This window comes from Pseudonocardia sp. WMMC193, assembly GCF_021728735.1.
In the GTDB taxonomy this organism is placed as follows: domain Bacteria; phylum Actinomycetota; class Actinomycetes; order Mycobacteriales; family Pseudonocardiaceae; genus Pseudonocardia; species Pseudonocardia oroxyli.
Genome location: NZ_JAKKDO010000003.1, coordinates 2110478 through 2136407 on the forward strand (window position 1 = coordinate 2110478; position 25930 = coordinate 2136407).

Here is a 25930-nt window from a genome sequence, read left to right on the forward strand (position 1 = left end):
CCGCTCACCGCCACACGAGCCCGCGCCACCCGGACCACCGGGGACGCGGGCTCGGCGCGTTCCCGGCCCCGGAGACGGACCGTCACGCGATCGTCACACGTCTACAGAGCGCCGCGGCGTGATCCGGCTTATCTTCCGTTGCACGGCGAGACGACTGCACGGCGAGACGACCACGAGGCTCACCACGCACGGAGGGGGACCGCATGACCGACACGCTGGACCAGAGCAGCGGACTGCACGCGGAGAACGAGGGCTATCAGCAGTCCCTGGGCCGCCGCCAGGTGCAGATGATCGCGATCGGCGGCGCCATCGGGACCGGCCTGTTCCTCGGCACGGGATCCCGGCTGCAGAGCACCGGACCCGCCCTGGTGCTGAGCTACGCGTTCGTCGGCCTGGTCGCCTACTTCCTGATGCGGGCGTTGGGCGAGCTGGTCCTGCACCGGCCGACGTCGGGTGCGTTCGTCTCCTACATGCGCGAGTTCTTCGGTGAGAAGGCCGCGTACGTGACCGGCTGGATGTACTGGCTGAACTGGGCGTTGACCGGGATCGCCGAGCTGTCCGCGGTCGGGGTGTACGTCAAGCACTGGCTGCCGGACATGCCGAGCTGGCTCACCGTGCTCATCGCGCTGGCCGTGGTGCTGGCGGTGAACCTGCTGTCCGCGAAGGCGTTCGGCGAGTTCGAGTTCTGGGCCTCGATCCTCAAGGTCGGGGCCATCGTGGTGTTCCTGGTGGTCGGCCTGGTCCTCGTGGTGGGGCGCTTCGACATCGGCGGGCACCGCGCCGGGTTCGACAACCTGTGGTCCAACCCGGGCGGGTTCTGGCCCGCCTCCGGCGACTACCACTGGTGGGGACCGATCCTCGTCATGTCCGGCGTCGTCTTCGCCTACGCCGCCATCGAGATGGTCGGGGTCGCCGCGGGCGAGATGTCCGACCCGAAGCGCGAGGTGCCCAAAGCGGTCAACTCGGTCATCTTCCGGATCGGCGTGTTCTACTGCGGCTCGCTGCTGCTGCTGGTCTCCATGCTGCCCACCGACCAGTACAACGGCGACACCAGCCCGTTCGTGCGCGTGTTCGGCGCGTTGGGCTGGAACTGGATGGGCGACGTCATCCAGGCGGTGCTCATCGTGGCGGCCATGTCGTCGCTGAACTCGGGTCTCTACTCGACCGGCCGCGTGCTGCGCAGCCTGGGCATGAGCAAGCAGGCGCCGCCCTTCACCACCCGGATGAGCGGGTCGGGCGTGCCGTGGGCGGGCATCATCATGACGTCCGTGGTCTACGTCTTCGGCGCCGTCCTCAACGCCGTGGACCCGGACGCCTTCGAGACCGCACTCGAGGCCGCCGCGCTCGGCGTGATCTTCACCTGGGCGACGATCTTCCTGTGCCAGCTGCGGCTGCGCAGGCTCAGCGACAGCGGCGTCATCCCCGCGAGCCCGTTCCGGATGCCCGGCAGCCCGTGGACCAGCTACTTCGGGCTCGCGTTCCTGGCTTTCGTGATCGTCGGCATGGCGATCTCGGGCTGGCAGAGCTCGCCGGAGTTCTGGCACAAGACGAACTTCATCGTGGTGGTGCTCGGCATCCCGATCATCGCGGCGCTGCTGGTCGGCGGGTGGTTCATCGCGAAGCCGAAGGTGCTCGCGCACACCGGGGGCAAGATCGGGCCGGTCTGGGACACGAAGGGGTAGGTTCGTCCCGTGGACCCCGAGCCGCGGTTCCGGACGGTCGACGAGCTCGTCGTCAGTGACCCCGTGCTCGGCACCCCCGGCATGACGGTCGCCGAGGCCGCGGCGCTGATGACCGAGCGGCGCAAGGGCTACGTCGCCGTGCCCGCGGGCGCGGGCCGCTTCGGGGTGGTCACCGACCAGATCCTGCGCGAGCGCGTGCTCGCCGCGGGCCGGTCCGCGCAGACCCCGCTGTCCGAGATCATGGTGCCGGTGGCGCGCACGGTGCTCACCGGCACGCCCACGGCCGAGGTCCTGGAGGAGCTGCTCGAGCACCGGCTGCACTACCTGCTCGTCGTCGACCCGGAGGGCACGCTGCGCGGGGCGGTCGACCCGCAGGACTTCCTCGCCTCGCCCTCGGCCGCCGGGCTGCTGCTGCGCGCCCGGTTGGACCGGGCAGACGACCTCGACCAGGTCGCCGCGCTCGGCCACCGGCTGCCCGCCCTGCTCGCCGACCTCGCCCGGGAGCGCCGCGACCCGGCCGAGGTCACGGCGGTGTACGCCACGCTGATCGACGCGGTGCAGCGCCGGGTCCTCGCCCTGGTGCTGGGGGCCGACCCGGGCCTCGACCTCGCGGACCTGACCTGGCTCGTGCTCGGCTCCAACGCCCGCCGGGAGGCCGCGCCCAGCTCGGACATCGACTCCGCCGTGGTGTTCGCCGACTCGGTCACCCCGGAACGCGCCGTCTGCTACCGGCGGGCCTTCGTCCAGGTCAACGAGGCGCTCGCCGCGGCGGGTCTGACCGTGGACCGGCACGGCGCCACCCCGGTCAACCCGCGGTTCGCCCGCACCCGGTCCGAGTGGCGGGAGGCCGCCGAACAGTGGCTGGTCAGCCCGCTGGACGACCAGGGCATGCTCATGGCGTCCCTGCTGCTGGACGGCCGGGCGGTCGACGGGCACGCCGAACCCGTCGTGCAGGAGGTCTTCGCCGGGGTCCGGGAGCACCCGCACACCCTGCGGCTGCTGATCCGCGAGTCACTCACCAACCGGGCGCAGCTGCGCCGCATCGGCACGGTGGACATCAAGGCCCACGCCCTGCGGCCGATCGTCGAGATCGCCCGCTGGGCGGCGCTCTCGGTGCACTCGCCCGCCCTGTCGACCCGCACGCGGCTCACCGCCGCGAGCGGGTCGATGCTGATGCCGACGGAGCAGGCCGACACCCTCACCGAGGTGTTCGAGGTGCTCCAGCGGCTGCGGCTGCGCATCCAGCTGCAGCAGCGGGACCGGGGCGAGCCCGCGTCGGACGTGGTCCGCGTGCGGTCACTCGCTCCGCTCGACCGCAGCCTGCTGGCGCAGGCCGTGCGGGAGATCGCCGGGGTGCAGAAGCGCCTCGGCAACCTCCTCGCCTACACCTCCGCGGAGGAGTGGACGACTCAGGCCTGAGCGCCCGCCCGCTTCGGCAGCACCCAGTTCGGGCGCGGGAAGTGGCAGGTGTAGCCCCACGGCATGCGCTCCAGGTAGTCCTGGTGCTCGGGCTCGGCCTCCCAGAAGTCCCCGGCGGGCTCCATCTCGGTGACGACCTTGCCGGGCCACAGCCCGGACGCCTCGACGTCCGCGATCGTGTCCTCGGCGACGCGCTTCTGCTCGTCGTCGACGTAGTAGATCGCCGACCGGTAGGACAGGCCGATGTCGTTGCCCTGCCGGTTCTTCGTGGTCGGGTCGTGGATCTGGAAGAAGAACTCCAGCAGCTCCCGGTAGCTCGTCACGGCGGGGTCGAACACGATCTCGATGCCCTCGGCGTGCGTGCCGTGGTTGCGGTAGGTGGCGTTCGGGACGTCTCCGCCCGTGTAGCCGACGCGGGTGGAGACCACGCCCGGCCGCTTGCGGATCAGGTCCTGCATGCCCCAGAAGCAGCCGCCCGCCAGGATCGCCTTCTCAGTGCTCATCTCTCTCCCTCGGCTCGACGGTACGTCCCCCTCAACACCGGGAGTCCGCCGTTGGTTCCCGGGGCCTCGCTAGCTCTGCGAGCGCGCCTGCGGCACCGCACCCGTGAGGAGCTCCGCGGTCCCGGTGATCGCGAGGAGCCGGTCGAGCCGGGCCGGGCGGTTGTCCAGCGCGAGGTCCACGCCCGCGGCGGCCGTGCGGCGCCGGATCATCAGCAGCACGGCGAGCCCGTGGGAGTCGCAGAACACCAGCTCCGCACAGTCCAGCACGATCCGTTCGGTGCCCGGGACCGCGGCCTCGGCGATCACCTCGGCGAGCAGCCGGTCGGCGGTGGCGTAGTCGAGGTCACCCGTCATCCCCACGGTGGCGTCCCCGTCCTCGGGGTGCGACCAGGACAGGGTGAGCACGCCGGGCCCGGTCACGACGCCGCCGTCGCGGGCTCGAGCACCGCTGCCCGGCCGTGGTCCAGGATCCGCCGCGCGCGGGGGAAGTCCCGCAGCTCGCCCGCCAGCAGGTCCAGGGCGGGGACGAGGGTCCGGGCGGGCACGCCCCGCACGGACAGCACCCCGGCCGTCCAGCCGAGGAAGTCCGCGAACAGCGCGTCCGTGTCGACGTAGAGCGCGGTGGCCAGGAACTCGACGATGTGCGCGAGGTCCTCCGCGGTGCGTTCGCGCTGGTCCTCGGTGGAGGACCGCATCGCGGGCAGCCGGTCCTCCAGACCCGCGTACACCGCCTTCACCAGCTCGCGCTGGGTGCGGGCGACCATCGTGTACTCCTGGTCGGCCAGGTGGGGCAGCCGGTCGGCGGGCTGGCCGGGCACCCCCGGCAGCCCGGGTGGGCCTGCGACCAGCAGCTCGGCCGCGGTGCGGGCGTCGGGCGCCCAGGCCTGTGCCCCGAGCAGCCGCGCGTAGCGGCCGTCCACCCCGAACGCCGCCCCGCCCGCGATGACCGGCGTGCCGGTCGAGGCGCAGGCGTCGATGGTGGCGTGCGCGGCGGGCAGCCGGGTCGCCAGCGACCCCGAGAGCGCGACGGCGTCGGGACCGGTCCGGTGCAGGTGCTCCACCAGGTGCGGGCTGGGCACCTGCGCGCCCAGGTAGTCCACGGTGAACCCGCGCAGGACCAGGACCTCGGAGAGCAGCCGGGCGGGCAGCGCGTGCCACTCGCCGTCCACGCAGGCCACGGTGATCCGCCCGTGCTCGGGCTCGGTCCGGGGCGCGGCCAGCGCGACGGCCGTGACGGCCGTGACGGCGCGGTCGTTGACGGCGGTGGCCGTGTGCTCCTGCGCGACGTCGATCCGCGCGGCCGCCCACTCCTCGCCGACCCGGCGCTGCACGCCGCCGATCACGTCGAGCAGCACGGACTCGGCCGGGACCCCGTCGGCGAGGGCGCCCAGCACGACGTCGGCCGCGGTCCGGGTGTCCCCGGCCACCGCCGCCCGCCAGAGCTGCTCGACCCGGTCCTGCGACCCGGTCTCCTCGACGGAATCCGCTGCGGTCACGCGGTGTACCTCCCTGGTCCGTGCCCCCCGACGGCCGTGAGGTGCTGCCCGCGGGGCGCGGTGATGGCCAGCACGGCCATGTCGTCGGGCCGGGTGCGGCCCGCCCAGTCGCTCGCCAGCATCTGGATCCGCTCGACGAGCGCCTCCGCGGGCATCCCGGCACAGCCGGCGAGCGCACGGCGTAGCCGCTCCTCGCCGAAGAACTCGGAGCCGAAGGGGCCGCCGCGGGCCTCGGTGATCCCGTCGGTGTAGAGCAGGCAGGTGTCTCCGGGGCCGAGCACGATCTCGACCGAGGCCGCCTCCACCTCCGGCATCGCGCCGACGAGCGTGCCCTGCGTGTCGACCTCCTCGACCCGGCCGTTCGCCCGCACGACCAGCGGCGGGAGGTGCCCCGCGCTGGTCAGCCGCAGCCGGACGTCCGCGTGGCGGCGGCTCACCGAGCCCAGCACCATGGTGGCGAAGCGGGTGTGCTCGGTGCTCAGCAGCGCGGTGTTCAGCAGGCGGAGCATCTGCAGGTGGTCGGCGGCCATCGGCAGCAACGCCTGCACGGTGCTGCGGATCCGACCGGTCAGCACGGCGGCCTCCAGGCCCTTGCCGCACACGTCCCCGAGCACGACGAGCGACTCGCCGTCCTCGGTGTCCGCCGGGTGGACGTCGTAGAAGTCCCCGCCGACCCGGTCGGTGTCCGAGGCCGGCCGGTACCGCGCCGCGAGCTCCACGCCCGGCAGCTGGTGCAGCACCGGCGGCAGCAGCTCGCAGGTCAGCGTGTCGGTCACGCTCGCCTGCTGGGCGAACATCCGCGCCGCCGAGAGCGCCACGCCCACGCGGGCCGCGAACAGCCGCGCGATCTCCTCCTCGGCCGCGGAGAACCGCGGGCTCGACGGCTTGCGCAGCAGGATGAGCGCTCCGGCGGCCACGGCGTGACCGGGCAGCGGGGTGATGACGACGGAGCCGATCGGGCCGAAGCCCTCCGGCGCGAGCCACCCGGGCACCCCGCTCGGGTCGAGCCAGCGGCTGGGCACGGGCGGGAAGCCGAGCAGCGCCTCCTCCAGGCCCAGGACCTCCTCCGGGGCGTGGTCGAGGGTGGAGTGCCGCAACCCCTCCGGCGTCCCGACGACGACGGGGCGGGGACCGCCGGGGCCCACCACCCAGGCCGCGTCCGCGAGGTGGCGCAGGGCGAGCCGGGCGGCGATGTCCATGCAGCGCTGCAGGTTCAGCGAGCCGAGCAGCTCGTCGGAGGCCTCGGTGAGGAACGCGGTGCGCTCCCGGGCCAGTCCCAGCTCGGAGCGGGCGTCCTCGGCGTCGGTGTCGTCGAGGAGCCACCAGCAGGTGGCGTCCGAGAGCCGGACGGGCCGGGCCTGGTAGCGCCGGTCGTCGAGCTCGCCGGACGCGGGGCCGGTCGCGCACAGCCAGGCGGGCGCGGTGTCGGCCAGGAGCGCGCCCGGGAGGACGCTCGGCAGCAGCTCGCGGGACAACGCGTTGGCGGCGGAGACGACCCCGGCGTCGTCGACCACGAACGACGCGACGGCCGCAGCGTGCCACGGCGTCTCGTCCCCGACGAGAAGCTGCTGGTCACGGTGGAGAGATGTCACGGGTTCGGGCTCGTGGGGTGAGCCCTCGCCACCTTCCTGCGTCATGCGGCACACGGCCGCTCTCGGCTCTCGGGGCGAGCACGTGGTCTGAACTCGTCCGACCACCGTACTCGGTCGGCGTCCCGGCCGACACCGGGAAGCAGCGCGCGGGCCGCGGTGTTGCAGCGGACGTGCTGCAGAAGCTCGGTTTCCTCACCATCGGCCTGTTCGACCGCGACGACCCCGCGGGCGGTCACGAGTCCACGCTGCGCATGATCGAACTGGGCGAGCAGCTCGGGTTCGACAGCGCGTTCCTGCGCCACCGGCACCTCCAGTACGGGGTCTCCTCGCCGGTGGCGGTGCTGGGGGCGGCCTCGCAGCGCACGTCGCGGATCGAGCTGGGCACCGCCGTCACGCCCCTGGGCTGGGAGAACCCGCTGCGGCTGGCCGAGGACTTCGCGACCGTCGACCTGCTCTCCGGCGGCAGGCTCAACCCCGGCGTGAGCGTGGGCCCGCCCATGCGGTGGGAGGACGTCCGCGAGGCGCTCTACCCGGACACCGCCGACCAGGAGGACTTCAGCACCGAGCGGCTCACCCGCTTCCTGCGCGCGGTGGCGGGCGAGCAGGTCAGCGGCTTCTCCGGAACGGCCGGGTTCGAGACGTTCTCCGAGCGCGTCGAGCCACACTCCCCCGGGCTGCGTGCCCGGCTCTGGTACGGCGCGGGGGGCCTGTCGTCCGCCCGCCGGGCCGGTGAGCTGGAGATGAACCTGTTGACCAGCAGCGTGGTCCGCGCCGAGCAGGCTCCGCCGAACGGCGTGTGGGACTTCGCCGCCATCCAGGCCGCCCAGATCGACGCGTACCGGGAGGTGCGGCCGGAGGGTCGCGTCTCCCAGGGCCTGGTCGTGATCCCCACCGACTCCGCCACCGCGGACCAGCGGGAGCGGTACCACGCCTACGTCGAGGCGCGCACGCCGCGGACGCGGGAGCCGCAGGGCCCCGGCATGCTCTTCGCCCCGGACCTGGTGGGGACGTCCGAGGAGATCGCCGAGCGTCTCGAGGCCCACGCCGGCTACCAGCGGGTGGAGGAGGTCGTCTTCGCGCTGCCCTTCACCTTCCGCCCGGACGACTACACCCAGATCCTGGGCGACATCGCGGGTGCCCTCGGCCCGCGCCTGGGCTGGACGCCTGCGCACGCCCGAGCCGCGGCCCAGGCCTGAGCTACGCGATACGCAGCACGACCTTGCCCTCCGCGTGCCCGTTCTCGACCTCGGCCAGGGCACGTTCGGCCTGCTCCAGGGGCAGCACCTCGGTGACGTGCGGGTCCAGCCTGCCCGCCGCCACCTCGTTGGCCAGGGCGTCGAGGACCCGGGTGCTCCGGTCCCGCACCACGTCCCGGCCGCCCAGCTCCGCCGCGAGCCCCTTGTCCGCGATCGAGCGCAGCCGGGAGCGGTCGGTGAGCAGCGTCGCCACGGCGCGCAGCGGGTCGCCGCCGACCAGGTCGAACACGGCGTCCACGCCGTCCGGCGCGACGGCCCGCACCCGGTCGAGCACGCCGTCGCCGTAGGCCACCGGGATCCCGCCGAAGCGTTCGACGAGCGCGTGCTTGCGCGGGCTCGCGACCCCCACCACCCGCAGCCCCGCCGCCCGGGCGAGCTGCAGGGTGGGCACCCCGACCCCGCCGCCCGCGCCGTTGACCAGCAGCGTCGACCCGGCGGGCAGCGCGAGGCCCTCCAGCGCGTCGAACGCCGTGCCCGCCGCCACCGGTAGCGCGGCCGCGTCCTCGGGGCGCACGGACGCGGGCCGGTGCGCGGCGAACCCCGCGGTCACGATCGCCTCCTCGGCCCAGCCCCCGACCATGCCCGGGCAGCCGCCGAACACCTCGTCGGCCGTCCCGAAGCCCGTGACGCCCGGCCCCACCGCGGTGACGGTCCCGGCCACCTCCCGACCCAGCACGGCGGGCGGGACGGTGCCGTAGGCGCCCTCGCGCAACCGCCAGTCCCCCGGGTTCACCCCGGCCGCGCGCACCCGGACCCGCAGCTCCCCGGGCCCCGGCTCCGGTACCGCCACGTCCAGGAAGGTCTGGGTCTCCGGGCCGCCGGTCCGGGTGAAGCCGTACGCACGCATGCCCCGATCATCCCGCACGACCGGGTGCCCCCCGCCCACCGGCCGAACCGGATCGGCCGGACGCGCGAACACCTCTCGTGTCCAGCAACCGCGCCGTCGCCGCCGCAACCGGGATCGTGTCGGTCCTCGCCGCGATCTCCTCAGGGCAGCTCGTCGCCGCTCTGATCGCGCCCGGATCGTCGCCTTTCCTGGCGGTCGGGGACACCGTGATCCGGTTTTCGCCGCAGTTCCTCACCGAATTCGCGAAAACGACCTTCGGCACGGCCGACAAGCCGGTCCTGCTCACCGGGATGGCCGTGGTGATCCTCCTCCTCGCCGCCGTGGCGGGGCTGCTGCGGCGCGGGGTGGTGCTGATCGTCGCGCTCGGCCTCGCCGGGATCGCGGCCGTGGTCGGGGCCCCCACGTTCGGACCGGTCGATCTCGTGGCGCCCGTGGTGGCGCTGCTCGTCGGGGTGGCGGTGTTCGTGGGGTTCCGCAGACCCGCCCGCCAGGACCACACCCGGCGCGCGGTGCTGCTGGGTGGGCTCGCGGCGGTGGCGGTGCTGTCCGTCGCGGCCGGGGCGGGCAGCCTGCTGGTCGGCGGCGGGTACGCCGAGTCCCGCGACCGGGTCACCCGGCGGCTGGCCGCGGCGCTGCGCACCGAGCGGGCGCCCGCGATCCCGGCGGACGCGGACTTCGCCGCGGCGGGCACGCCCACGTTCGTGACCCCCAACGCGGACTTCTACCGGATCGACGTCGCGCTGCGGGTCCCCGAGGTGCGTGCCGAGGACTGGAGCCTGCGCCTGCACGGCCTGGTCGAGCGCGAGCTCACCCTGACCTTCGACGACCTGCTCGCCCGCCCCCTCGTCGACCGCACCATCACGATGACCTGCGTGTCCAACCCGGTCGGCGGGGATCTCGTCTCCACGGCCACCTTCACCGGGGTCGACCTGCGCAGCCTCCTGCTCGACGCCGGGGTGCGCCCGGGCGCGGACCAGATCTTCGCGACGAGCGTCGACGGCTGGACCGCGGGGACCCCCACGGACGTCGTGCTCGAACCCGACCGGGGGGCGCTGCTCGCCGTCGGGATGAACGGCGAGGCGCTCCCGCCGGAACACGGGTTCCCGGTGCGGATGGTCGTCCCCGGGCTCTACGGCTACGTGTCCGCGACCAAGTGGCTGGTCGACCTCGAGCTGACCACGTTCGACGCCCGCCGGGCGTACTGGCTCGAACGCGGGTGGGCGCAGCGGGCCCCGATCAAGACCCAGTCCCGGATCGACGCCCCCCGCGGCTTCGCCACGGTGCCCGCGGGCCCGGTGCGCTGCGCGGGCATCGCCTGGTCCCAGCCCGTCGGGATCGGCCGCGTGGAGGTCCGGATGGACGGCGGTCCCTGGCGCGAGGCGACCCTCTCGACCGCGGTGAACGGGCGGACCTGGCGCATGTGGACCGCCGACTTCGACCTCCCACCGGGCAGCCACACCGTCCAGGTGCGGGCGACCGACGCCGCCGGGAACGTCCAGACCGAACAGCGTGCCGACCCCATTCCCGACGGGGCCTCCGGCTGGCCCGCGACCATTTTCACGGTCGCCTGAGAAATCGATCGAACCGATCCGCACAACGCACCGAACAACTGTCGAGGGTCCGGTCCACCGGGCCGGAGAATTCAAGGAGAAATCGCTATGCGCAAGACCTTCCGCATCGCCGCCGCGGGCGCGATCGCCGCTCTGACCGTCTCGCTGGCCGCCTGCGGCTCGTCCGAGTCGGCCGCACCGGCCACCCCGTCGCAGGCCCCGATGTCCCAGGCGCCGACGTCCGCACCGGCGGCGGCGGGCAACGGCGTCACCACCAACGCCGACGTCTTCGGTCCGGCCTGCGGCCAGCTCCCGCAGGGCGACGCGCCCGGGTCGCTCAACGCGATGGGCCCGCAGCCGGTCGCCACCGCCGCGAGCACGAACCCGCTGCTGAGCACGCTCGTCACCGCCGTCGGCAAGGTCCCCGGCCTGGCCGACACCCTCAACCAGCAGCAGGCCATCACCGTGTTCGCCCCGTACAACGGCGCGTTCGAGGCGGTCCAGAAGCAGGTCGGCGACCAGGCCTTCACCAGCCTGCTGGCGAACCAGCAGCAGCTGGGCGGGCTGCTGAGCTACCACGTCGTCCCGAAGCGCTACGACGCCACCGGGCTGGTCGACGCGGGCACGGTCACCGAGCTCGCAGGCGGCACCGTCACGATCGGCGGCACGCCGGAGGCCCCGACCGTCACCGACGGGATGGGTAACACCGCGAACATCCTCTGCGGCAACATCCCGACCTCGAACGCCACCGTGTTCGTGATCGACAAGGTCCTCATGCCGAAGAGCTGAACCGTTCGGCGCCCGGCGCCGAACGCAGGCTGGGAGCATCCGGCGGGTACGACGGCCCGCCGGATGTGTCCGGTCGTCGGCTCTCGAGGGGGACCGCCGACGACGCCCGGTCCCGGCCCACCCGGTCGGGGCCGGGCCTCCTCATTGCTCGGGGACGCCCACGGCCGCCCGGCCGCAGGTCGGCGAGGCGGGCCTGCGCCGGACGACATCACGCAGCGGCCGCGGGGCGATCCCGCGCGCGGCGTCCACCCGACGGGCCTTGCGGCGGGTGACCAGGATCCCGACGACGGCGACCGCCCACACCGGGTACTGCACCAGCCACGCCACCCGGAAGCCCTCCGGGGTGAAGCCGCCCAGTGCGGTCAGCACCCACCCCATCACCATCAGGACCACCACGGACGCGCTGTACCCGGCGATGTTGACCATGCCCTGGGCGACGGCGAGGGTGGAGCCCGGGTTCGTCGTCCGCGCGATGTCGAAGCCGACCACCGACGCCGGCCCGCCGATCGCGAGCACCACGATCAGGACGACGAGCAGCCACAGCGGGGCCGGGCCGGGCTGGACGAGGACGGCCGTCCAGGTGCCCGCCGTCAGCGCGATGACCGACAGCAGGATCCACGAGCGGCGCATCGGGTGCCGCGCGGTGAGCACCCCGACCAGCGGCCCGACCACCACCGCGGCGAGCACCAGCAGCGTCATCAGGGAGCCCGCGAGCAGCGGGTCCAGCCCCTGCGCCGACACGAGGTAGGGCAGGCCCCAGAGCAGCGCGAACGTCATCATCGAGAACTGCGTGCCGAGGTGGCCGAAGAACCCGAGCCGCGTCCCCGGCCGCCGCCAGACGTCCGCGACCTGGCGCAGCATCGTCCGCGCCGACACCGGCGGCGGGGCCCGCCAGCCGCGCGGGCCGTCCCGCACCACCGTCCCGGCGACGGCCGCGGAGAGCACGCTGGCCGCGGCGGCCGCGGCGAAGGCCGCGGTCCAGCCCGCGGCGTGCAGCAGCAGGAGCAGCGGCAGCGCGGAGAGCACCTGACCCAGCTGCCCGACGATCGTCGTGACCTGGGTGACGACGGGGACCCGGCGGGGCGGGAACCAGCGCGCCACGACCACCATCGCCGCGGAGAACACCACCGCGTCTCCCGCGCCGACCAGGGCCCGGGCGCCGAGCGCGAGCGGCAGCGCCCCGGTGAAGGCCAGCACGCCCTGGCCCACGCCCAGGATCAGCCCGCCGACCAGCAGCATCCGGCGGGGGCCGTACCGATCCACCAGCATCCCGGCGGGGATCTGTCCGGCCGCGTACACGGTGATCTGGAGGAAGACGAACAGCGAGAGCGTGCCGGGGTCGATCCCGAAGCGGTCCGCGGCGTCGAGCCCGGCCGCCCCGAGCGAGGTCCGCTGGGTGACCGCGAGCAGGTACACCGCGATCGCGGCGGCCCACACCGCCCAGACGGCGCGTCCACCCCTGTCGTCCCGTGTCCCGCTCCTGACCCCCGACCGGACGGTCCCCATGCTGCGCAGTGCTCCCTCTCTTCGGCTCGAACCAGTATGGCAACCGGTTGCCGCTCGGGTGCAGGCCCGTGGTGGAATGCCGCCATGAATCACACCGGGGACGCCCGTCCGCGGGCCGTGACGATCTACGACGTCGCCCGCGCGGCCGGCGTCGCGACGTCCACCGCGTCCCGGGCGCTGTCCAACCCCGGCCGCGTGTCCGAGCGCACCCGCGCGCACGTGGCGGAGGTCGCCGAGCGGCTCGGCTACGTGCCCAACCGCATGGCGCAGGCGCTCCCCTCGGGCCGGACGGGGCTGTTCGCCCTGCTCGTCCCGGACGTCACCAACCCCCACCACGTCGGGTTGATCCGCGGGGCCGAGGCGCAGGCCGCGGCGGCCGGGCACAGCATCGTGCTCGCCGACGGCCAGGAGGACGCCGCGATCGAGGCCGCCCACCTGCGTCGGCTCGGCTCGTTCGTCGACGGGTTCCTGCTGGTGTCCCCCCGCGGTTCCGCCGACGACCTCGCGCCGCTGCTGCGCCGCCACCCGGCCGCGGTGTTCAACCGGCCGCTGGCCGGGCTGCCGGGCGTGGTCGCGGACATCGACGCCGCGAGCGCCCAGACCGTCGAGCACCTCGCCGGGCTCGGGCACCGCGCCCTGGTCTACCTGCGCGGGCCCGAGACCTCCTGGGCGGACGGTGAACGCCGCCGCACCCTGGCCGCCCACGCCGAGCGCCACGGCGTCACCTTCCACGCGGCGGGCCCGCACGCCCCCGTCCTCGGGTCCGGGCCCGCGGCCGCGGAGGCGGGCCTGGCCACCGGGGCGACGGCCCTGGTGGCGTTCAACGACCTGATCGCGATCGGCGTCCTGCAACACCTCGAACGGGCCGGGGTGGCCGTGCCCGGCGACGTGAGCGTCGTCGGGGCGGACGACGTCTTCGGCGCCTCCTTCTGCCACCCGCCGCTCACCACCGTGACCAGCCCCGCCGAGCCCGCGGGCCGGGCGCTGGTCGATCTCGTCACCGGCACCGCGCCGGACGACCCGGTCCTCCCGTCCGTCCTGGTGGTGCGCGAGTCCACGGGCCCCGCCCGGAGTTCGAGATCGCCACGGGGGGTGCCGTTCGGAGCCGCGAATCGCTAGGCTCACCGGCGACGAAGGGTGTGACGATGACGTCATGTTCGCCGAGTGTGGAAAGCCCGCTCGCGGGGGTCAGGGTGCTCGAGGCCGGTGACACGATCGCCCTCGCGTACGCGGGGCGGCTGCTCGCCGACCTGGGCGCCGACGTGGTGCTCGTCGAGTCCGGGCCCGGCAGCCCCTTGCGTGCGCTCGGCCCGTTCGCGGGCGGGGTGCCGGACGCGGAGCGCAGCGCGGCGTTCGCCTACTTCCACGCGGGCAAGAGCTCGGTGTCGCGGTCCGCGGACCTCGGCGCCCTCGCCGCGCGGTCGGACGTCGTGCTGCGCGGCTCCCGGGACGGGGACCCGTTCCTGACCGACGCCGAGGTCGAGCGCCTGGTGGCGGACGACCCGGGGCTGGTCGTGGTCGACGTCTCCGCCCTGGGCCGGATCGGCACCGGCGCGGGCCCCCACGGATCGGACGACCTGCTCGCCCTCGCCGCCTCGGGGCTGCTGCGCGTCAACTCGACGTCGCTGACCGACGACGACCCGCAGCCGCTGCGCTACCGCGGCGAGCTGTCGAGCGTGCACGCGGCGTGCGGCGCGGTCGTCGCGGTGCTCGGCGCGCTGTTCGAGCGCCGGCGCAGCGGACACGGCCAGCGGGTCGACGTCTCCCAGCAGGCCGCCGTCGCCTCCGTGCTGGCCACCGCCGTGTCCCGCTGGGCCTACACGGGCACGGCGCCGGTCTGGCAGGGCAACCGCAGCGTCGGGCCGTGGGGCTTCTACGAGCTCGTCGACGGCAGGGTCCTCATGCAGATCACCCGCGACGAGGAGTTCCGCAGGCTGGTGCACCTGCTCGGGGACCCGGACTGGGGCGCCATCGAGCTCTTCGACACCACCGCGGGCCGCGACGAGAACCACGACGTCCTCGACGTGTTCGTCCGGGAGGCACTCGCCCCCTACACGATGCGGGAGTTCCTCGACCTCGCCTACGAGCACCGGATCGCCGCCTGCCCGATCCACGGCGCCCGGGACATCCTGGAGTGGGACCACCTGGCGGCCCGCTCGTCCCTGCCGACGGCGCGGTTCGCCACCGGGGACGGCGTGCCGGTGCCCGTGCGGCCGTGGCGCTTCGACGGCGCGGTCCCGCCCGAGCGGGGCCCCGTGCCGCGCCTGGGCTCGGGGGACGCCGAGGCGCTGTGGACCACCCCCGCCGAGCGGCCCTCCCCCGCCGCGGGCGCGGGCGCCCCCGTCCCCGGCCCGCTCGCCGGGATCCGCGTCGTCGATCTCACCGTGGTGTGGGCGGGCCCCTTCTCGGCGATGCAGCTGGCCCACCTGGGCGCGGACGTGCTCAAGATCGAGTCGTCGACCCGGCTCGAGACCACGCGGGGACTCGGTCCCTACGCGGACGAGATCGTCGGGGTGAACCGCTCCGGGTACTTCAACCAGAACAACCAGGGCAAGCGGTCCGTCGCACTCAACCTCAAGACCGAACGCGGCCGGGACCTGCTGCGCGACCTGATCGCCACGGCGGACGTGGTGATCGACAACATGAGCGCGGGCGCCCTGGGGCGCATGGGCTTCCCCTTCGAGCGGCTGACGGAGATCAACCCGCGGATCGTCGCGGTCTCGATGACCGGCTTCGGCGAGTCCGGCCCGTACTCCGGACACACGGCCTACGGCTCGCTGATCGACGCCCTCTGCGGGATCGCCACGTCCAACGGCCGCGTCCGTGGCGGCCCGACCGACCTGGTGATGTCCCTGCCGGACCCGATGGCGGGCATCACCACGGCCGTCGCCACGCTGGGCGCCCTCTACCGGGCCCGCGCGACGGGCGAGCCCGTCCGCGTCGAGACGGCGATGTTCGAGTCCTGCCTCGCGGCGTTCCCCTGGCCGGTGCTGTTCGCGGGCGCGACCGGCGGCGAGGTCCCGGTGATCCACAACCGGGACGAGGCACGCAGCCCGCACGGCACGTTCCGCTGCCGCGGCGGGGCGGACTGGGTGGCGGTCAGCGTGGCCGACGACGCCGCGTTCGCCGCGTTGGCGGACGTGATGGGCGATCCCGGCCTCGCCGACGACCCGCGGTTTCGCACGCTGGGATCACGCAGGCTGCACGAGGACGAGCTGGAGGCCCTGGTCTCGGCCTGGACCGCGGAGCGCAGCCCCGCCGAGGTGGTGGAGGCCTTGCAGGCCAAGGGGATCGGCGCCGAGGTCGTCGCCACGATCGGCGAGGTGCACCGCCATCCCGTGCTCGCCGCGCGCGGCTTCTTCCCGGAGCTGACGCACTCCGAGATCGGCCCCCGCAGGCTGCCCTCGGTCCCGTGGGTGGCCTCGCGCTCGCCCATGTCCCCGCGCGCCGCGGCCCCGGCGCTGGGCGAGCACACCAGGGAGGTCCTCACCGAGGTCCTCGGCCTCACCGCCGCCCAGCTCGACGAGCTGGAGCGCCTCGGCGTCACGGTGTAGCGGAGCCGGGGCCCGCGCGCCCGGATCCGGGCGCGCGGGCCGATGTGTCAGTCCGCCGTCCCCTGTGCCGCCCGCTGCCGCAGGGCGATGGGCACGCCGGCGAGGTCCTCGTCGTTGCAGAGCAGCTTGACCTCGTAGTAGATGCCGCCGGGCGAGTCGTCGTAGTCCAGGTGCACGCCGATCACGTCGACGGGCTCGCCCAGCCACTCCTGCACCTCGCGCAGCCAGCGGGCCGAGCGTTCCAGCGCGGTGGGCAGGTCGTCGTCCCGGAAGCCGACCGGGCGGAACGGCACACCCTGGATCTCGTCGTGTCCGTGCGACGGGCGCGGCAGTGCCCGCGCCAGCCCGGATTCGTCAGTGTCGAGTCGGACGGAGTCCTCAGTCACCCCAGCAGGATGGTCGGACGGGGGTGTCCCGGGCAAGTCGCCCCACGGGCGGAGGATCCCGCGACCGGTGTCACGGGTGACAGCGGACACGGGATCCTGCCCGGTCGCGGGGTCAGAACGGGACGCCGACCAGCTCCTTGGCCTTGGCGACCGCCTTGTCCATCGGGTACCACTTGCGTGTGACGATCTTCTGCGCGTAGAGCCCGCCGCCCGCCTGGATGTTCGTGACGAGCTTCCAGCCGCCGTACGTGTCCGCCGAGATGTCCCGGATCAGGTGGAACAGGCGGAGCCGGATCTCGCCGTCGATCTCCGGGTTGGCCTGCATGTACTTGCGCACCGCCGGGCCGATCTCGGGGTTGCGCAGGTCCGCCAGCGACGGCGCGGTGACGATCGAGCCGCCCGCGATGTCGTGCAGGCTCTGCACGAGCCGGTCGTAGTGCGAGGCCGCGTAGTACTTGCCCGCGTTGGTGTACAGCTCGTCGGGGAAGGCGGCGCCGTTGTCGCCCACGTGGCAGTGCGTGATCGCGGCCTCGAGCGAGGCGCGGATCAGCGTGGCCTGGATGAGCATGTCGTCGATCTTGTCCCGGACGTGCGCCACGGACTCGGTGCCGTTCGCCTGCGCGATCAGCTGGGCGAGCCCGACCAGCAGGTCCGCGCCGTCCGCCATCGAGGAGAGCCCGCCGAGGCGCTCCCACAGCCCCAGCGAGTGCGCGAACACGGTGGCGTACCGGGTCTGCCCGTCGAGGAAGACCCGCTCGGTCGGGACGAAGACGTCCTCGAGGATGACGAACGACTCCGGGTAGGCGACCGGGCCGGACACCGGGTAGTCCTCGAGCTCGGCGGCCCGCGGCGCGTAGCTGACGTCCACGATCTTCACCCCGGGCGCGTTGACCGGGATCATGCACGCGATCGCGTAGTCCTCCTCCCCCGGCTTCATGCCCTTGGTGGGGATGACCATCAGCTCGTGGCCCAGCGAGGCCGCGGTGATGTGCAGCTTCGCGCCCCGCACCACCACCCCGTCGGGTCGCCGCTCGACGACCCGGACGTACTGGTCGGGGTCCTGCTGGGCGCCCGGGCGGACCTTGCGGTGGCCCTTCGCGTCCGTGATGCACTGGGTGATCCGCAGGTCCTCCGCGCGTGCCCTGGCGACGAACGCGTTGATCCGCTCGACCTCCTCGGGGCAGGAGTCCATGATCCGGCCCGCCGCGGTCAGCAGCGTCATGATCGAGGTGTAGGTGACGTGGGCCAGCATGCCCATGTCGTGCACGAAGTCGATGTGCTCGCGCAGGCCCGCCGCGTCCGTCGGGACGTCGGAGAACGGGCTGTGGTCACCGGTCGGGTCGTACACCTTGTCGTAGCCCTCGGCGATCAGCTTCGCGCTGGCGCCCAGGATCGGGTGGTCCTCGATGCGGTCGACGAGCTCGCCCTCGAACCACACCCTGCGCCCGTCGTCGATCGACGCCAGGTACTCCGCACCGGTCTTCATCAGTTCGGTCTCCTCAGGTCGGGATGCGTCTCGACGCCGACGCTGCGGAGCAGGAGGTCGGTGAACCCGTCGATGATCTCGGTCATGCTCATGGGGCCGTCCGGCCGGTACCACGCCTGCACGGAGTTCAGGGTGGCCAGGACGGCGGCGGCGGTCAGTCGGGGATCGAGGTGGGCCGCGAAGACACCCTCGGCCTGACCCTGGCGGACCAGCTCCCGGACCGCGCGTTCGTAGGTGTCGCGGCGCTCGACGACCGCCGCGAACCGCTCGGGGGGCAGGGTCGAGAACTCGCGGAACAGCACCTGGACCTGCACGAGGTTCTTCTCCGTGCCCCGCAGGTGCCGCTCGATCACCGTCCGCAGCTTCTCGACCGCGGACGCCTGCGACGCCCGCAGCTCCTCCCCCAGCTGCCCGGTGCCCGCGTGCGCCTCCTCGATGATCGCGGCGAGCAGGTCCTCCTTGGTGCGGATGTAGTGGTAGACGCTGCCCTTGAGCAGGCCCGCCGCCGCCGCGACCTCGGCCACGCTCGTCGCCGCGTAGCCCTGGCTGCGGAACAGCTCCGCTGCCGCCTCCAGGATCCGGTCGTACCGGCTGGGTTCGAGCGGCCGCGCGCGCGGGGCGATCCGTTGCGGCCCAGGACCTCCGGTGTCCGTCACCTGTCCATTGGACCCCGCCGCGGGCTCCTGGTCAACCGTTCGGTCCGGAGAATTCGACCGATCGTTTGGTCAGCTGTGTCAGACCTGCCAGGCCTGGGAGTCCTCGACGCCGATCGTGCGCGCCCACACGCGGGTGAGCGAGTCCAACACCTCGGTCTCGTCGAACGGCTTGCCCAGCGAGAGCCACACGTAGCAGGCGTGGTCCGCCATGGCGCCCAGCACCTGGATCGTCATGTAGGGGTCCAGCGTCGGGTCGGCGATGCCCTCGGCCTGCTGCCGCTTGAGCACCCGCTCCAACCGGGCGAGCCACCCCTCCCGCATCTGCAGCCGCATCTCGCGCATCTCGGGCGTGAACGTGCTGACCTGCTCGGTCAGGGCGATCATGCGGGCGTTCTCCCGGTAGACCTCGATGTAGCCCTTGAGGCCCGCGCGGATGCGGTCGATCATCGGCGCCTCCGGCGACGTGACCGTGGCCGCGGCCACGTCCTCCAGCATCCGGTCGGTGGTGATCCGGGCGACCTCGCGGAAGATCGTGTCCTTCGAGTCGAAGTAGCTGTAGAACGTGCCCTGGGCGACGTTCGCCTCCGCCACGATGTCCGCGACGCGCGCGTCGAGGAAGCCCTTCCGCATGAACACCGTGTGCGCGGCCTCGATGAGCTGCTCCCGGCGGGCCTGCCCCTTGTCGGTCTGCGGACCGCTGTCCCGGCGCTGCTGCTGGGGATCGCTCGCGGCCGTGACCCGCCTGCCGCGGGAGCTGCCGCCACGCGATGCCATCGTCTGTCCCCTACTCACCGGCGACCCGGACCGAGCGGACCGGATGACGCAGTCTACCGGCCCTGACCTGCGGTCCGGGGGCGCGGGTGCTCACGTGTCGAGCCGTCTGAGCTCACGCTTGAGGATCTTCCCGCTGGCATTGCACGGCAGCTCCTCGCGCACCACGACCTCGGCGGGCACCTTGTACCGCGCCAGCCGCCCCCCACACAGCTCCACGAGCTCCGCCGCCAGCTCCTCCGCCGTCCCCGACCACGACGGGGCGGTGACGTAGGCGCGCACGGTCTCGCCCCAGTGCTCGTCCGGCACCCCGATCACGGCGCATTGGACCACGGACGGGTGCTCGGCGAGCACCGTCTCGATCTCCACGGGATAGACGTTCTCGCCACCCCTGATGATCATGTCCTTCTTGCGTCCGTGCAGGTAGAGGTACCCCTCCTTGTCCTGGTAGGCCATGTCGCCCGCCCGGAACCAGCCGCCCCGAAACGCCCGTTCGGTCTCCTCGGGCATGTCGAGGTAGCCGTCCATGACCATGTCGCTGCGGGTCGCGATCTCGCCGACCTCGCCGAGCGGGACGTCGTTCAGCTCGTCGTCGACGAGCCGCAGCGCGATGCCGTAGCCCGGCCTGCCGATCGAGCCGAGCAGCTCGGTGCGGCCCGCCAGCGCGAGCCGGTGCTCCTCCGGGGTGAGGAAGGCCTGCAGGCCCGCCTCGGTGCCCGCACCGAAGAGCTGCAGGAAGTCGCAGTCGAAGACCTCCATCGCCCGGCGCAGCAGGGTGGGCGACATCGGCGCGGCGCCGTAGTAGATCAACCGCAGGCGGTCGTAGGCGTGGTCGGCGACGCCGGGCTGCTGCAGCAGCGTGCTGATCATCGTGGGGACCAGGAACATGCCGGTGACCCGGTCCTCGGCCAGGAAACCCAGCACCGTGGCCGGGTCGAACTGCGGCAGGAGCAGCGAGGTGAAGCCCGCCGCCACCCCACTGAGCAGCCCCGCGATGCCCGTGACGTGGAAGGCGGGCGCGGCGACGTAGCGGATGTCGTCCGCCTGCGGCCTACTGGTGATCATCCCGCTCTCGATGATCGTCTTCATCATCCCCTGGGACTGCAGCACCCCCTTCGGGGTGCCGGTGGTCCCGGAGGTGAACGCCAGCCCGAGCAGGTCCCGGTCCTGGCACACGACCGGCGGCTCGACGTCTCGGCCGGTCTCGAGGAAGGCGTCGAACGCGGACTCCATCTCGATCACCAGCCGCAGCGGCGCGTGCTGCTCGGCGACCCCCTCGAGCAGGCCCGCGTAGCGCGCGTCGTGGAACAGCGCGACGGCCTGCCCGCGCTGGAGGAACACGTCGACCTCGGGGCGCATCAGGCGGTAGTTGAGCGGCATGTAGACCACGCCCAGCTTCAGGCACGCCAACACGATCTCGACGTACCGGTGCGAGTCCAGCGCCAGCACGGCCACCCGGTCCCCACGCCCGATCCCCTGGCCCCGCAGCGCCGAGACGAGCTTGTTGACCCGGGAGTTGGTGCGGGCGAACGAGTGTTCCGACCCGTCGGGGAACAGGAAACAGGCCTTGTCCGGGTGGCGGGCCGCGGACAGCGGCAGCGCCTCTCCCAGCGAGAACGCGAGCGGTGCCGTCATGGGATCTCCTCGCTGAGCATCCGGTGGGGGTCGAGGGCGGGGCGGACTCAGGTCCCGGACCAGACCGGGGGGCGCTTCTCCGCGAAGGCGGTCGCGCCCTCGCGCGCGTCCGCCGAGGTGGCGATGGGCGCGACCAGCTCCTCCTGGCGGGACCACTTCTCCGCAGCGGGTCGGCCGAGGGTCTCGACGACGATGCGCTTGCTGGTGCGCACGGCGAGCGGGCCGTTCGCCGTGATCTCGCCCGCCAACGCGAGCGCGGCGTCGAGCGCGCCCCCGGTCGGCACCAGGCGGTTGACCAGGCCGAGCTCGGCCATCCGCGGGGCGGGGACGTGCGCGCCGGTCAGCGCCAGCTCCATCGCGAGGTGGTAGGGGATGCGCTCGGGCAGCCGCAGCAGCCCGCCGCCCGCCGCGACCAGGCCGCGCCGCACCTCGGTGATGCCGAAGACCGCCGTCTCGGCCGCCACGACCAGGTCGCACGCCAGCACGATCTCGCACCCGCCGGCCAGGGCATAGCCCTCCACCGCCGCGATCAGCGGCTTCTCCGGCGGCAGCTCCACGAGACCCGCGAAGCCGCGGCGCCCCGCGTAGGGCCGCTCCCCCCGCACGAAGGCCTTGAGGTCCGCGCCGGCGCAGAACGTGCCGCCCGCGCCGGTGAGGATCCCGACCCGCAGGTCCGGATCGGCGTCGAGGCGGTCCATCGCCGCCGAGACGCCCTCGGCCAGCGCGGCGTTCACCGCATTGCGGGCCTCGGGCCGGTCGAGGGTGACCAGCAGGACCCCGTCGACCGGGGTGGAGACACCGACGGGCCCCTCGGTCACGACCGCCCCCGCTCGGTGAAGGGCAGGTGGCGTTCGGGGTCCGGGTCCTTGGGCAGTCCCAGCACCCGCTCGGCGATGATGTTGCGCTGGATCTCCGAGGTGCCGCCCGCGATCGAGTAGGTCTTCATCGCCAGGAAGCGTTGCGCCGCAGGGCTCTCGGACTCCCAGGCCACGGCGCCGTCGGGCTCGAGGTCGGTGCCCAGCACCCCCAGCTTCTCGGCCAGGACCGAGTGGGCGAGCTTGCGGATGGAGCCCTCCGCGGTGGGCGCGGCGGCCCCGGAGGAGACGAAGCTGCGCACCGTCGTCATCTGGAGGACCTTCTCCTCCACGTAGGCCTCGAGCAGCCGCTCGCGCAGCACGGGGTCCGACCAGGACCCGTTCGCGACGGCATGGGCGACGAGCTCGTCTGTCGCGCCGGGGCCCACGGCCGGGCGCCCGGACAGCCCGTTGCGCTCCTGCATGAGCGTGGAGATCGCGACCGACCACCCCTGGTTGACCGGGCCGATCCGCGCGGAGTCGGGGACGACGACGTCGGTCAGGAAGGTCTCGTTGAACTCGGCGTCCCCGGTCATCTGCCGGAGCGGTCGCGGCTCGACGCCGGGCGTGCGCATGTCCAGCAGGAAGTAGGTGATGCCGCGGTGCTTCGGGGCCGCCGGGTCGGTGCGGGCCACCAGGAGCCCGAAGTCGGCGAGGTGGGCGTAGGAGTTCCACACCTTCTGCCCGTTGACCAGCCAGGTCCCGTCGTCCTGCCGGACGGCGCGGGTGGACAGCCCGGCCAGGTCCGATCCCGCGCCGGGCTCGCTGAACAGCTGGCACCAGAACTCGCGGCCGCGGCGCAGCGCGGGCAGCCGCTCGGCCTTCTGCTCGTCGGTGCCCCACTCCAGGATCGTGTGCCCGGCCAGCACGAGGCCGACGAAGTCCCGGCCGTGCCGCTCGGCCCGGAACCGCGCGAGCGTCTCGGTGACGACGGCGCCGCGGTCCGCGGGCAGGCCCAGCCCGCCGTGCTCGACCGGCCACGTCGGGGTGGCCAGCCCGGCGTCCCCGAGCAGGTCGAACCAGGCCGGACCGCGCTCGGGGTCCTCCCGGATCGCCTCCACCGCCGCCAGGTCGCCGCGGGCCACGGCGGCGCGCCAGTCCGCGGGCAGGTGCTCGTGCAGCCAGCCCTCGACCGTCGTGGTGATCTCGTCGTCGGACGCGTCCGGTGCGACCCGCACCCGGGCGGGCTCGGTGACGGTCATGCGGGGACCCCCTCGGTCGTGGTGCGGGGCGCCAGGCGCGCGGCCAGCTCGGAGCGGGCCTGGGCGGGGGTGCCCAGCAGCCCCCGGTCCGCCCGGGCGCGGCGCAGGTAGAGGTGGGCGTCGTGCTCCCAGGTGAAGCCGATGCCGCCGTGCAGCTGGATCGTGTCGAGCCCGGTCTGGAGGAACGCGTCGCCGCAGTAGGAGCGCGCGACGGCGGCGCCGTGGGCCAGCGCGTCCGATCCCACCCGCTGCCAGGCCGCCCAGTAGGCGGCGGAGCGCGCCAGCTCGCTGCGGACGGTCATGTCCGCCAAGCGGTGCTTGACGCCCTGGAACGAGCCGATCAGCCTGCCGAACTGCCGCCGTGTGCGGGCGTACTCGGCCGTGAGCTCGGTCGCGGCGGCCATGCCGCCCACCTGTTCCGCCGCGACCAGCGCCGACGACACCGAGCGCGCCGCCTGCAGGACCGCCCAGCCGCGACCGGGGTCGCCCAGCAGCGTCCCCGGGGTGGCGTCGAAGGTCACCCGCGCCGCGCGCCGGGTCAGGTCCATCGTCGACAACGGGGTGCGCACGGCACCGGCCTCGACCAGGTACGGGGCCACCCCGTCCGGTCCGCAGGCCGCCACGACCAGCAGGTCCGCGTCGGCGCCGTCGAGCACCACCGGGACGGTCCCGGTCAGGGCGCCCGCGGCGTCCGCGGTCACCGTGATCTCGTCCTCCGCCCAGGCCTCCACCGCCAACGCCGCGGTCAGCGTGCCGTCGGCGACCCGCGGCAGGAACGCCGCGCAGGCCCGCTCGTCCCCGGACGCCAGCACCACGGGCGCGGCGAGGGCCACCGTGGAGAGGAACGGGCCGCCGAACAGCACCCGGCCCATCTCCTCGACGACGATCGCGAGGTCCACCAGGGTGCCGCCGGAGCCGCCGTAGCGCTCCGGCAGGGCCAGCCCCTGCAGCCCGACGTCCGCGGCCAGCGCCGTCCACAGCGCGGGATCGTGCCGCTCCCCCGCCTCGGCGAGCTCGCGGGCTCGCGCGACGGGGGCCCGCGCGGCCAGCAGGTCCCGGACCGTGGCCCGCAGCGCACGATGCTCGTCGGTCCACCCGAACTCGGGTCCACGCTGCTCTGCGTCCACGCCGGCAACCATGCAACCCATGTGACGTCGGTGTCAATCTCACTTTTGAGAGTGGTACATGAGCTGCGGAAGTCGTCGAATTCCGGTGTTGACATGACGGGCGTCACGGTCGATGCTTCCCACCTGACGACGACGTCACAATCACGCGCCGCACCGGGCCGCGTCGTCTCCCCACGCCGACGATCTGGAGTGCCATCGCATGCTCACCGGCCAGGAGTACAAGGCGTCCCTCAAGGACGGTCGGAAGGTCTACTTCCAGGGCAGGCTCGTCGAGGACCTGGAGAAGGAGCCCGGCCTCGCGGTACCACTGCAGGCGGTGGCGGACGGCTACGACAAGTACTACTCGTCCGCGCCGGACGCGGTGAACCCGGTGATCACCGCCCCGCTCAGCCCGGCCGAGCTCCGCGACCGCATCCCCGAGCTGATGGAGCTCGACCTGGTCCTCAACGTGACCTACCAGTCGCTGATGACCGTCCTGGTCGCCGCGGGCCGCCTGGTGGGCTCCGCACCCCGGTACATCCCCCGGATCGAGGCCTACGTCGAGAAGGCCCGCCGCGAGGACATCCGGATCACCGAGTGCATCACCGACGCCAAGGGCAACCGCAGCCTGCACCCGGGCAAGCAGGAGGACCCCGACGCGTACGTGCGGGTGGTCTCCCGGCAGTCCGACGGCGTGGTCGTGCGCGGGGCGAAACTGCACATCAGCGGCGCCGCGCTGGGCCACGACCTGATGGTCATGCCGACCAAGACGATGCGCCCCGGCGAGGAGGACTACGCGATCGCCTGCGCGATCCCGGTCAACTCCCCCGGTGTGCACATCACCAACACCACCTACCACCCCACCGACCGCGACCCGCGGGACTTCCCGGTGTCCGCGTACGAGTCGATGCCGGACTCGATGTGCATCTTCGACGACGTGTTCGTGCCGAACGAGCGCGTGTTCCTCGACGGCGAGACCGAGCACGCCGCGGTCTTCGCCCACTCCCTGGGCCTGTGGGAGCGGCTCGGCGGCATCTCGTTCATGGTCCAGCAGGCGGACGAGCTCGTCGGGCTCGCGCTGCTGATCGCCGAGGCCAACGGCACGGCGAAGGTCTCCCACGTGCGGGAGAAGATCGACGAGATGATGATCCACGCGACGCTGCTGCGCGCCGGGCTCGAGGCCGCGATCACGAACGCGCACGCCACGCCCGAGGGCTACTTCTACCCCGACGACATGTTCACCAACGTCACCAAGTACCAGGGCGCGGCGCAGTTCGGCACGATGGTGCGCCACCTGCACGACATCGCGGGCGGGGCCGTGGTCACCGCACCGTCGATGACGGACTTCGACAATCCGACGCTGCAGCCCTACCTCGAGAAGTACATGTCGACCGGGGGCGGGATCTCCGGTGAGTACCGCACGAAGCTGTTCCACGCGATCCGCGACACCACCGCGGACGCCTACGGCGGGTGGCACCTGGTCACCAACATCCAGTCCGGTGGTGGGCTCTACGCCCAGCGCCTCGTCACGCGCAAGAACTACGACGTCGACCGGGCCCGGGCCCTCGGGCTCAAGGCCGCGGGTCTGTCCAGCTAGGCCCGCCAGGCCCCCCGGGTCCCGCGCGGATCACCACGGCGTG

At 73.4% G+C, this 25930-nt stretch carries 22 protein-coding genes; 8 read left to right on the forward strand and 14 right to left on the reverse strand.

Annotation, left to right across the window (positions count from 1 at the left end):
* The first annotated feature begins 203 nt into the window (after positions 1–203).
* Together L3X23_RS11500 and L3X23_RS11505 are read left to right on the forward strand one after the other, a co-directional pair.
* A complete protein-coding gene (locus L3X23_RS11500) occupies positions 204–1682 on the forward strand; it encodes an amino acid permease (protein WP_237192212.1) in 1479 nt (492 codons plus the stop codon).
* A 9-nt stretch (positions 1683–1691) separates the two neighbouring features.
* On the forward strand, positions 1692–3101 hold the full coding sequence (locus L3X23_RS11505; RefSeq protein WP_237192213.1) for a putative nucleotidyltransferase substrate binding domain-containing protein: 1410 nt from the start codon (positions 1692–1694) through the stop codon (positions 3099–3101).
* On the opposite strand, the gene msrA is transcribed toward L3X23_RS11505, so the two are convergent.
* From msrA to L3X23_RS11525, 4 genes are all read right to left on the reverse strand, one after another.
* Positions 3092–3604, reverse strand: a complete 513-nt coding sequence (gene msrA / locus L3X23_RS11510) for a peptide-methionine (S)-S-oxide reductase MsrA (RefSeq protein WP_237192214.1) — start codon at positions 3602–3604, stop codon at positions 3092–3094. The two genes, L3X23_RS11505 and msrA, sit on opposite strands and share 10 nt — an antisense overlap.
* Before the next feature lie 69 nt (positions 3605–3673).
* Positions 3674–4024: an STAS domain-containing protein gene (locus L3X23_RS11515; RefSeq protein WP_237192215.1), complete on the reverse strand. Its 351-nt coding sequence runs from the start codon at positions 4022–4024 to the stop codon at positions 3674–3676.
* A complete protein-coding gene (locus L3X23_RS11520) occupies positions 4021–5100 on the reverse strand; it encodes a B12-binding domain-containing protein (RefSeq protein ID WP_237192216.1) in 1080 nt (359 codons plus the stop codon). The genes L3X23_RS11515 and L3X23_RS11520 overlap by 4 nt, the downstream gene beginning before the upstream one ends.
* Positions 5097–6692: a PP2C family protein-serine/threonine phosphatase gene (locus L3X23_RS11525; protein ID WP_237192217.1), complete on the reverse strand. Its 1596-nt coding sequence runs from the start codon at positions 6690–6692 to the stop codon at positions 5097–5099. The genes L3X23_RS11520 and L3X23_RS11525 overlap by 4 nt, the downstream gene beginning before the upstream one ends.
* A 170-nt stretch (positions 6693–6862) precedes the next feature.
* Between L3X23_RS11525 and L3X23_RS11530 the strand changes: the two genes are divergently transcribed.
* Positions 6863–7888, forward strand: a complete 1026-nt coding sequence (locus L3X23_RS11530) for an LLM class flavin-dependent oxidoreductase (protein ID WP_237192218.1) — start codon at positions 6863–6865, stop codon at positions 7886–7888.
* A 1-nt stretch (position 7889) separates the two neighbouring features.
* Here the strand turns inward: L3X23_RS11530 and L3X23_RS11535 are convergent, their stop codons facing one another.
* Positions 7890–8795: an NADP-dependent oxidoreductase gene (locus tag L3X23_RS11535; RefSeq protein WP_237192219.1), complete on the reverse strand. Its 906-nt coding sequence runs from the start codon at positions 8793–8795 to the stop codon at positions 7890–7892.
* A gap of 77 nt (positions 8796–8872) precedes the next feature.
* On the opposite strand from L3X23_RS11535, the gene L3X23_RS11540 reads away from it, so the two are divergent.
* On the forward strand, positions 8873–10366 hold the full coding sequence (locus L3X23_RS11540) for a molybdopterin-dependent oxidoreductase (protein WP_237192220.1): 1494 nt from the start codon (positions 8873–8875) through the stop codon (positions 10364–10366).
* 87 nt (positions 10367–10453) lie between these two features.
* Entirely contained in the window at positions 10454–11134 is a 681-nt protein-coding gene (locus L3X23_RS11545) for a fasciclin domain-containing protein (protein ID WP_093088143.1), read from the forward strand.
* A 141-nt stretch (positions 11135–11275) separates the two neighbouring features.
* Here the strand turns inward: L3X23_RS11545 and L3X23_RS11550 are convergent, their stop codons facing one another.
* The gene (locus tag L3X23_RS11550; protein ID WP_237192221.1) at positions 11276–12640 is read right to left on the reverse strand and encodes a nitrate/nitrite transporter; all 1365 of its coding nucleotides are present in this window, start codon (positions 12638–12640) and stop codon (positions 11276–11278) included.
* An 84-nt stretch (positions 12641–12724) separates the two neighbouring features.
* Here L3X23_RS11550 and L3X23_RS11555 point away from each other — a divergent pair, with 84 nt between their 5' ends.
* Positions 12725–13759, forward strand: coding sequence for a LacI family DNA-binding transcriptional regulator (locus L3X23_RS11555; RefSeq protein ID WP_237192222.1), 1035 nt, complete (start codon positions 12725–12727; stop codon positions 13757–13759).
* Between the two features lie 47 nt (positions 13760–13806).
* A complete protein-coding gene (locus L3X23_RS11560; protein ID WP_237192223.1) occupies positions 13807–16194 on the forward strand; it encodes a CoA transferase in 2388 nt (795 codons plus the stop codon).
* Between the two features lie 47 nt (positions 16195–16241).
* Here L3X23_RS11560 and L3X23_RS11565 read toward each other — a convergent pair whose 3' ends face one another.
* From L3X23_RS11565 to L3X23_RS11600, 8 genes are all read right to left on the reverse strand, one after another.
* Positions 16242–16580 carry a hypothetical protein gene (locus tag L3X23_RS11565; protein ID WP_093088155.1) on the reverse strand — a complete coding sequence of 113 codons (339 nt, stop codon included), beginning with the start codon at positions 16578–16580 and terminating at the stop codon, positions 16242–16244.
* 112 nt (positions 16581–16692) lie between these two features.
* Positions 16693–18066: a 4-hydroxyphenylacetate 3-hydroxylase N-terminal domain-containing protein gene (locus L3X23_RS11570; RefSeq protein ID WP_237192224.1), complete on the reverse strand. Its 1374-nt coding sequence runs from the start codon at positions 18064–18066 to the stop codon at positions 16693–16695.
* Positions 18066–18722, reverse strand: coding sequence for a TetR/AcrR family transcriptional regulator (locus L3X23_RS11575; RefSeq protein ID WP_237192225.1), 657 nt, complete (start codon positions 18720–18722; stop codon positions 18066–18068). The genes L3X23_RS11570 and L3X23_RS11575 overlap by 1 nt, the downstream gene beginning before the upstream one ends.
* Before the next feature lie 78 nt (positions 18723–18800).
* A complete protein-coding gene (locus L3X23_RS11580; protein ID WP_237192226.1) occupies positions 18801–19496 on the reverse strand; it encodes a TetR/AcrR family transcriptional regulator in 696 nt (231 codons plus the stop codon).
* Positions 19497–19586: 90 nt separating this feature from the next.
* The gene (locus tag L3X23_RS11585; RefSeq protein ID WP_237192227.1) at positions 19587–21128 is read right to left on the reverse strand and encodes a class I adenylate-forming enzyme family protein; all 1542 of its coding nucleotides are present in this window, start codon (positions 21126–21128) and stop codon (positions 19587–19589) included.
* Between the two features lie 47 nt (positions 21129–21175).
* The gene (locus tag L3X23_RS11590; protein WP_237192228.1) at positions 21176–21946 is read right to left on the reverse strand and encodes a crotonase/enoyl-CoA hydratase family protein; all 771 of its coding nucleotides are present in this window, start codon (positions 21944–21946) and stop codon (positions 21176–21178) included.
* Positions 21943–23184 (reverse strand): acyl-CoA dehydrogenase family protein, encoded by a 1242-nt coding sequence (locus tag L3X23_RS11595; protein ID WP_237192229.1) that lies wholly within the window; start codon positions 23182–23184, stop codon positions 21943–21945. Before L3X23_RS11595 ends, L3X23_RS11590 begins: the two co-directional genes overlap by 4 nt.
* Positions 23181–24311, reverse strand: a complete 1131-nt coding sequence (locus L3X23_RS11600) for an acyl-CoA dehydrogenase family protein (protein ID WP_237192230.1) — start codon at positions 24309–24311, stop codon at positions 23181–23183. Before L3X23_RS11600 ends, L3X23_RS11595 begins: the two co-directional genes overlap by 4 nt.
* A gap of 199 nt (positions 24312–24510) precedes the next feature.
* Between L3X23_RS11600 and L3X23_RS11605 the strand changes: the two genes are divergently transcribed.
* Positions 24511–25887 carry a 4-hydroxyphenylacetate 3-hydroxylase N-terminal domain-containing protein gene (locus L3X23_RS11605; RefSeq protein WP_237192231.1) on the forward strand — a complete coding sequence of 459 codons (1377 nt, stop codon included), beginning with the start codon at positions 24511–24513 and terminating at the stop codon, positions 25885–25887.
* Positions 25888–25930 lie beyond the last annotated feature (43 nt).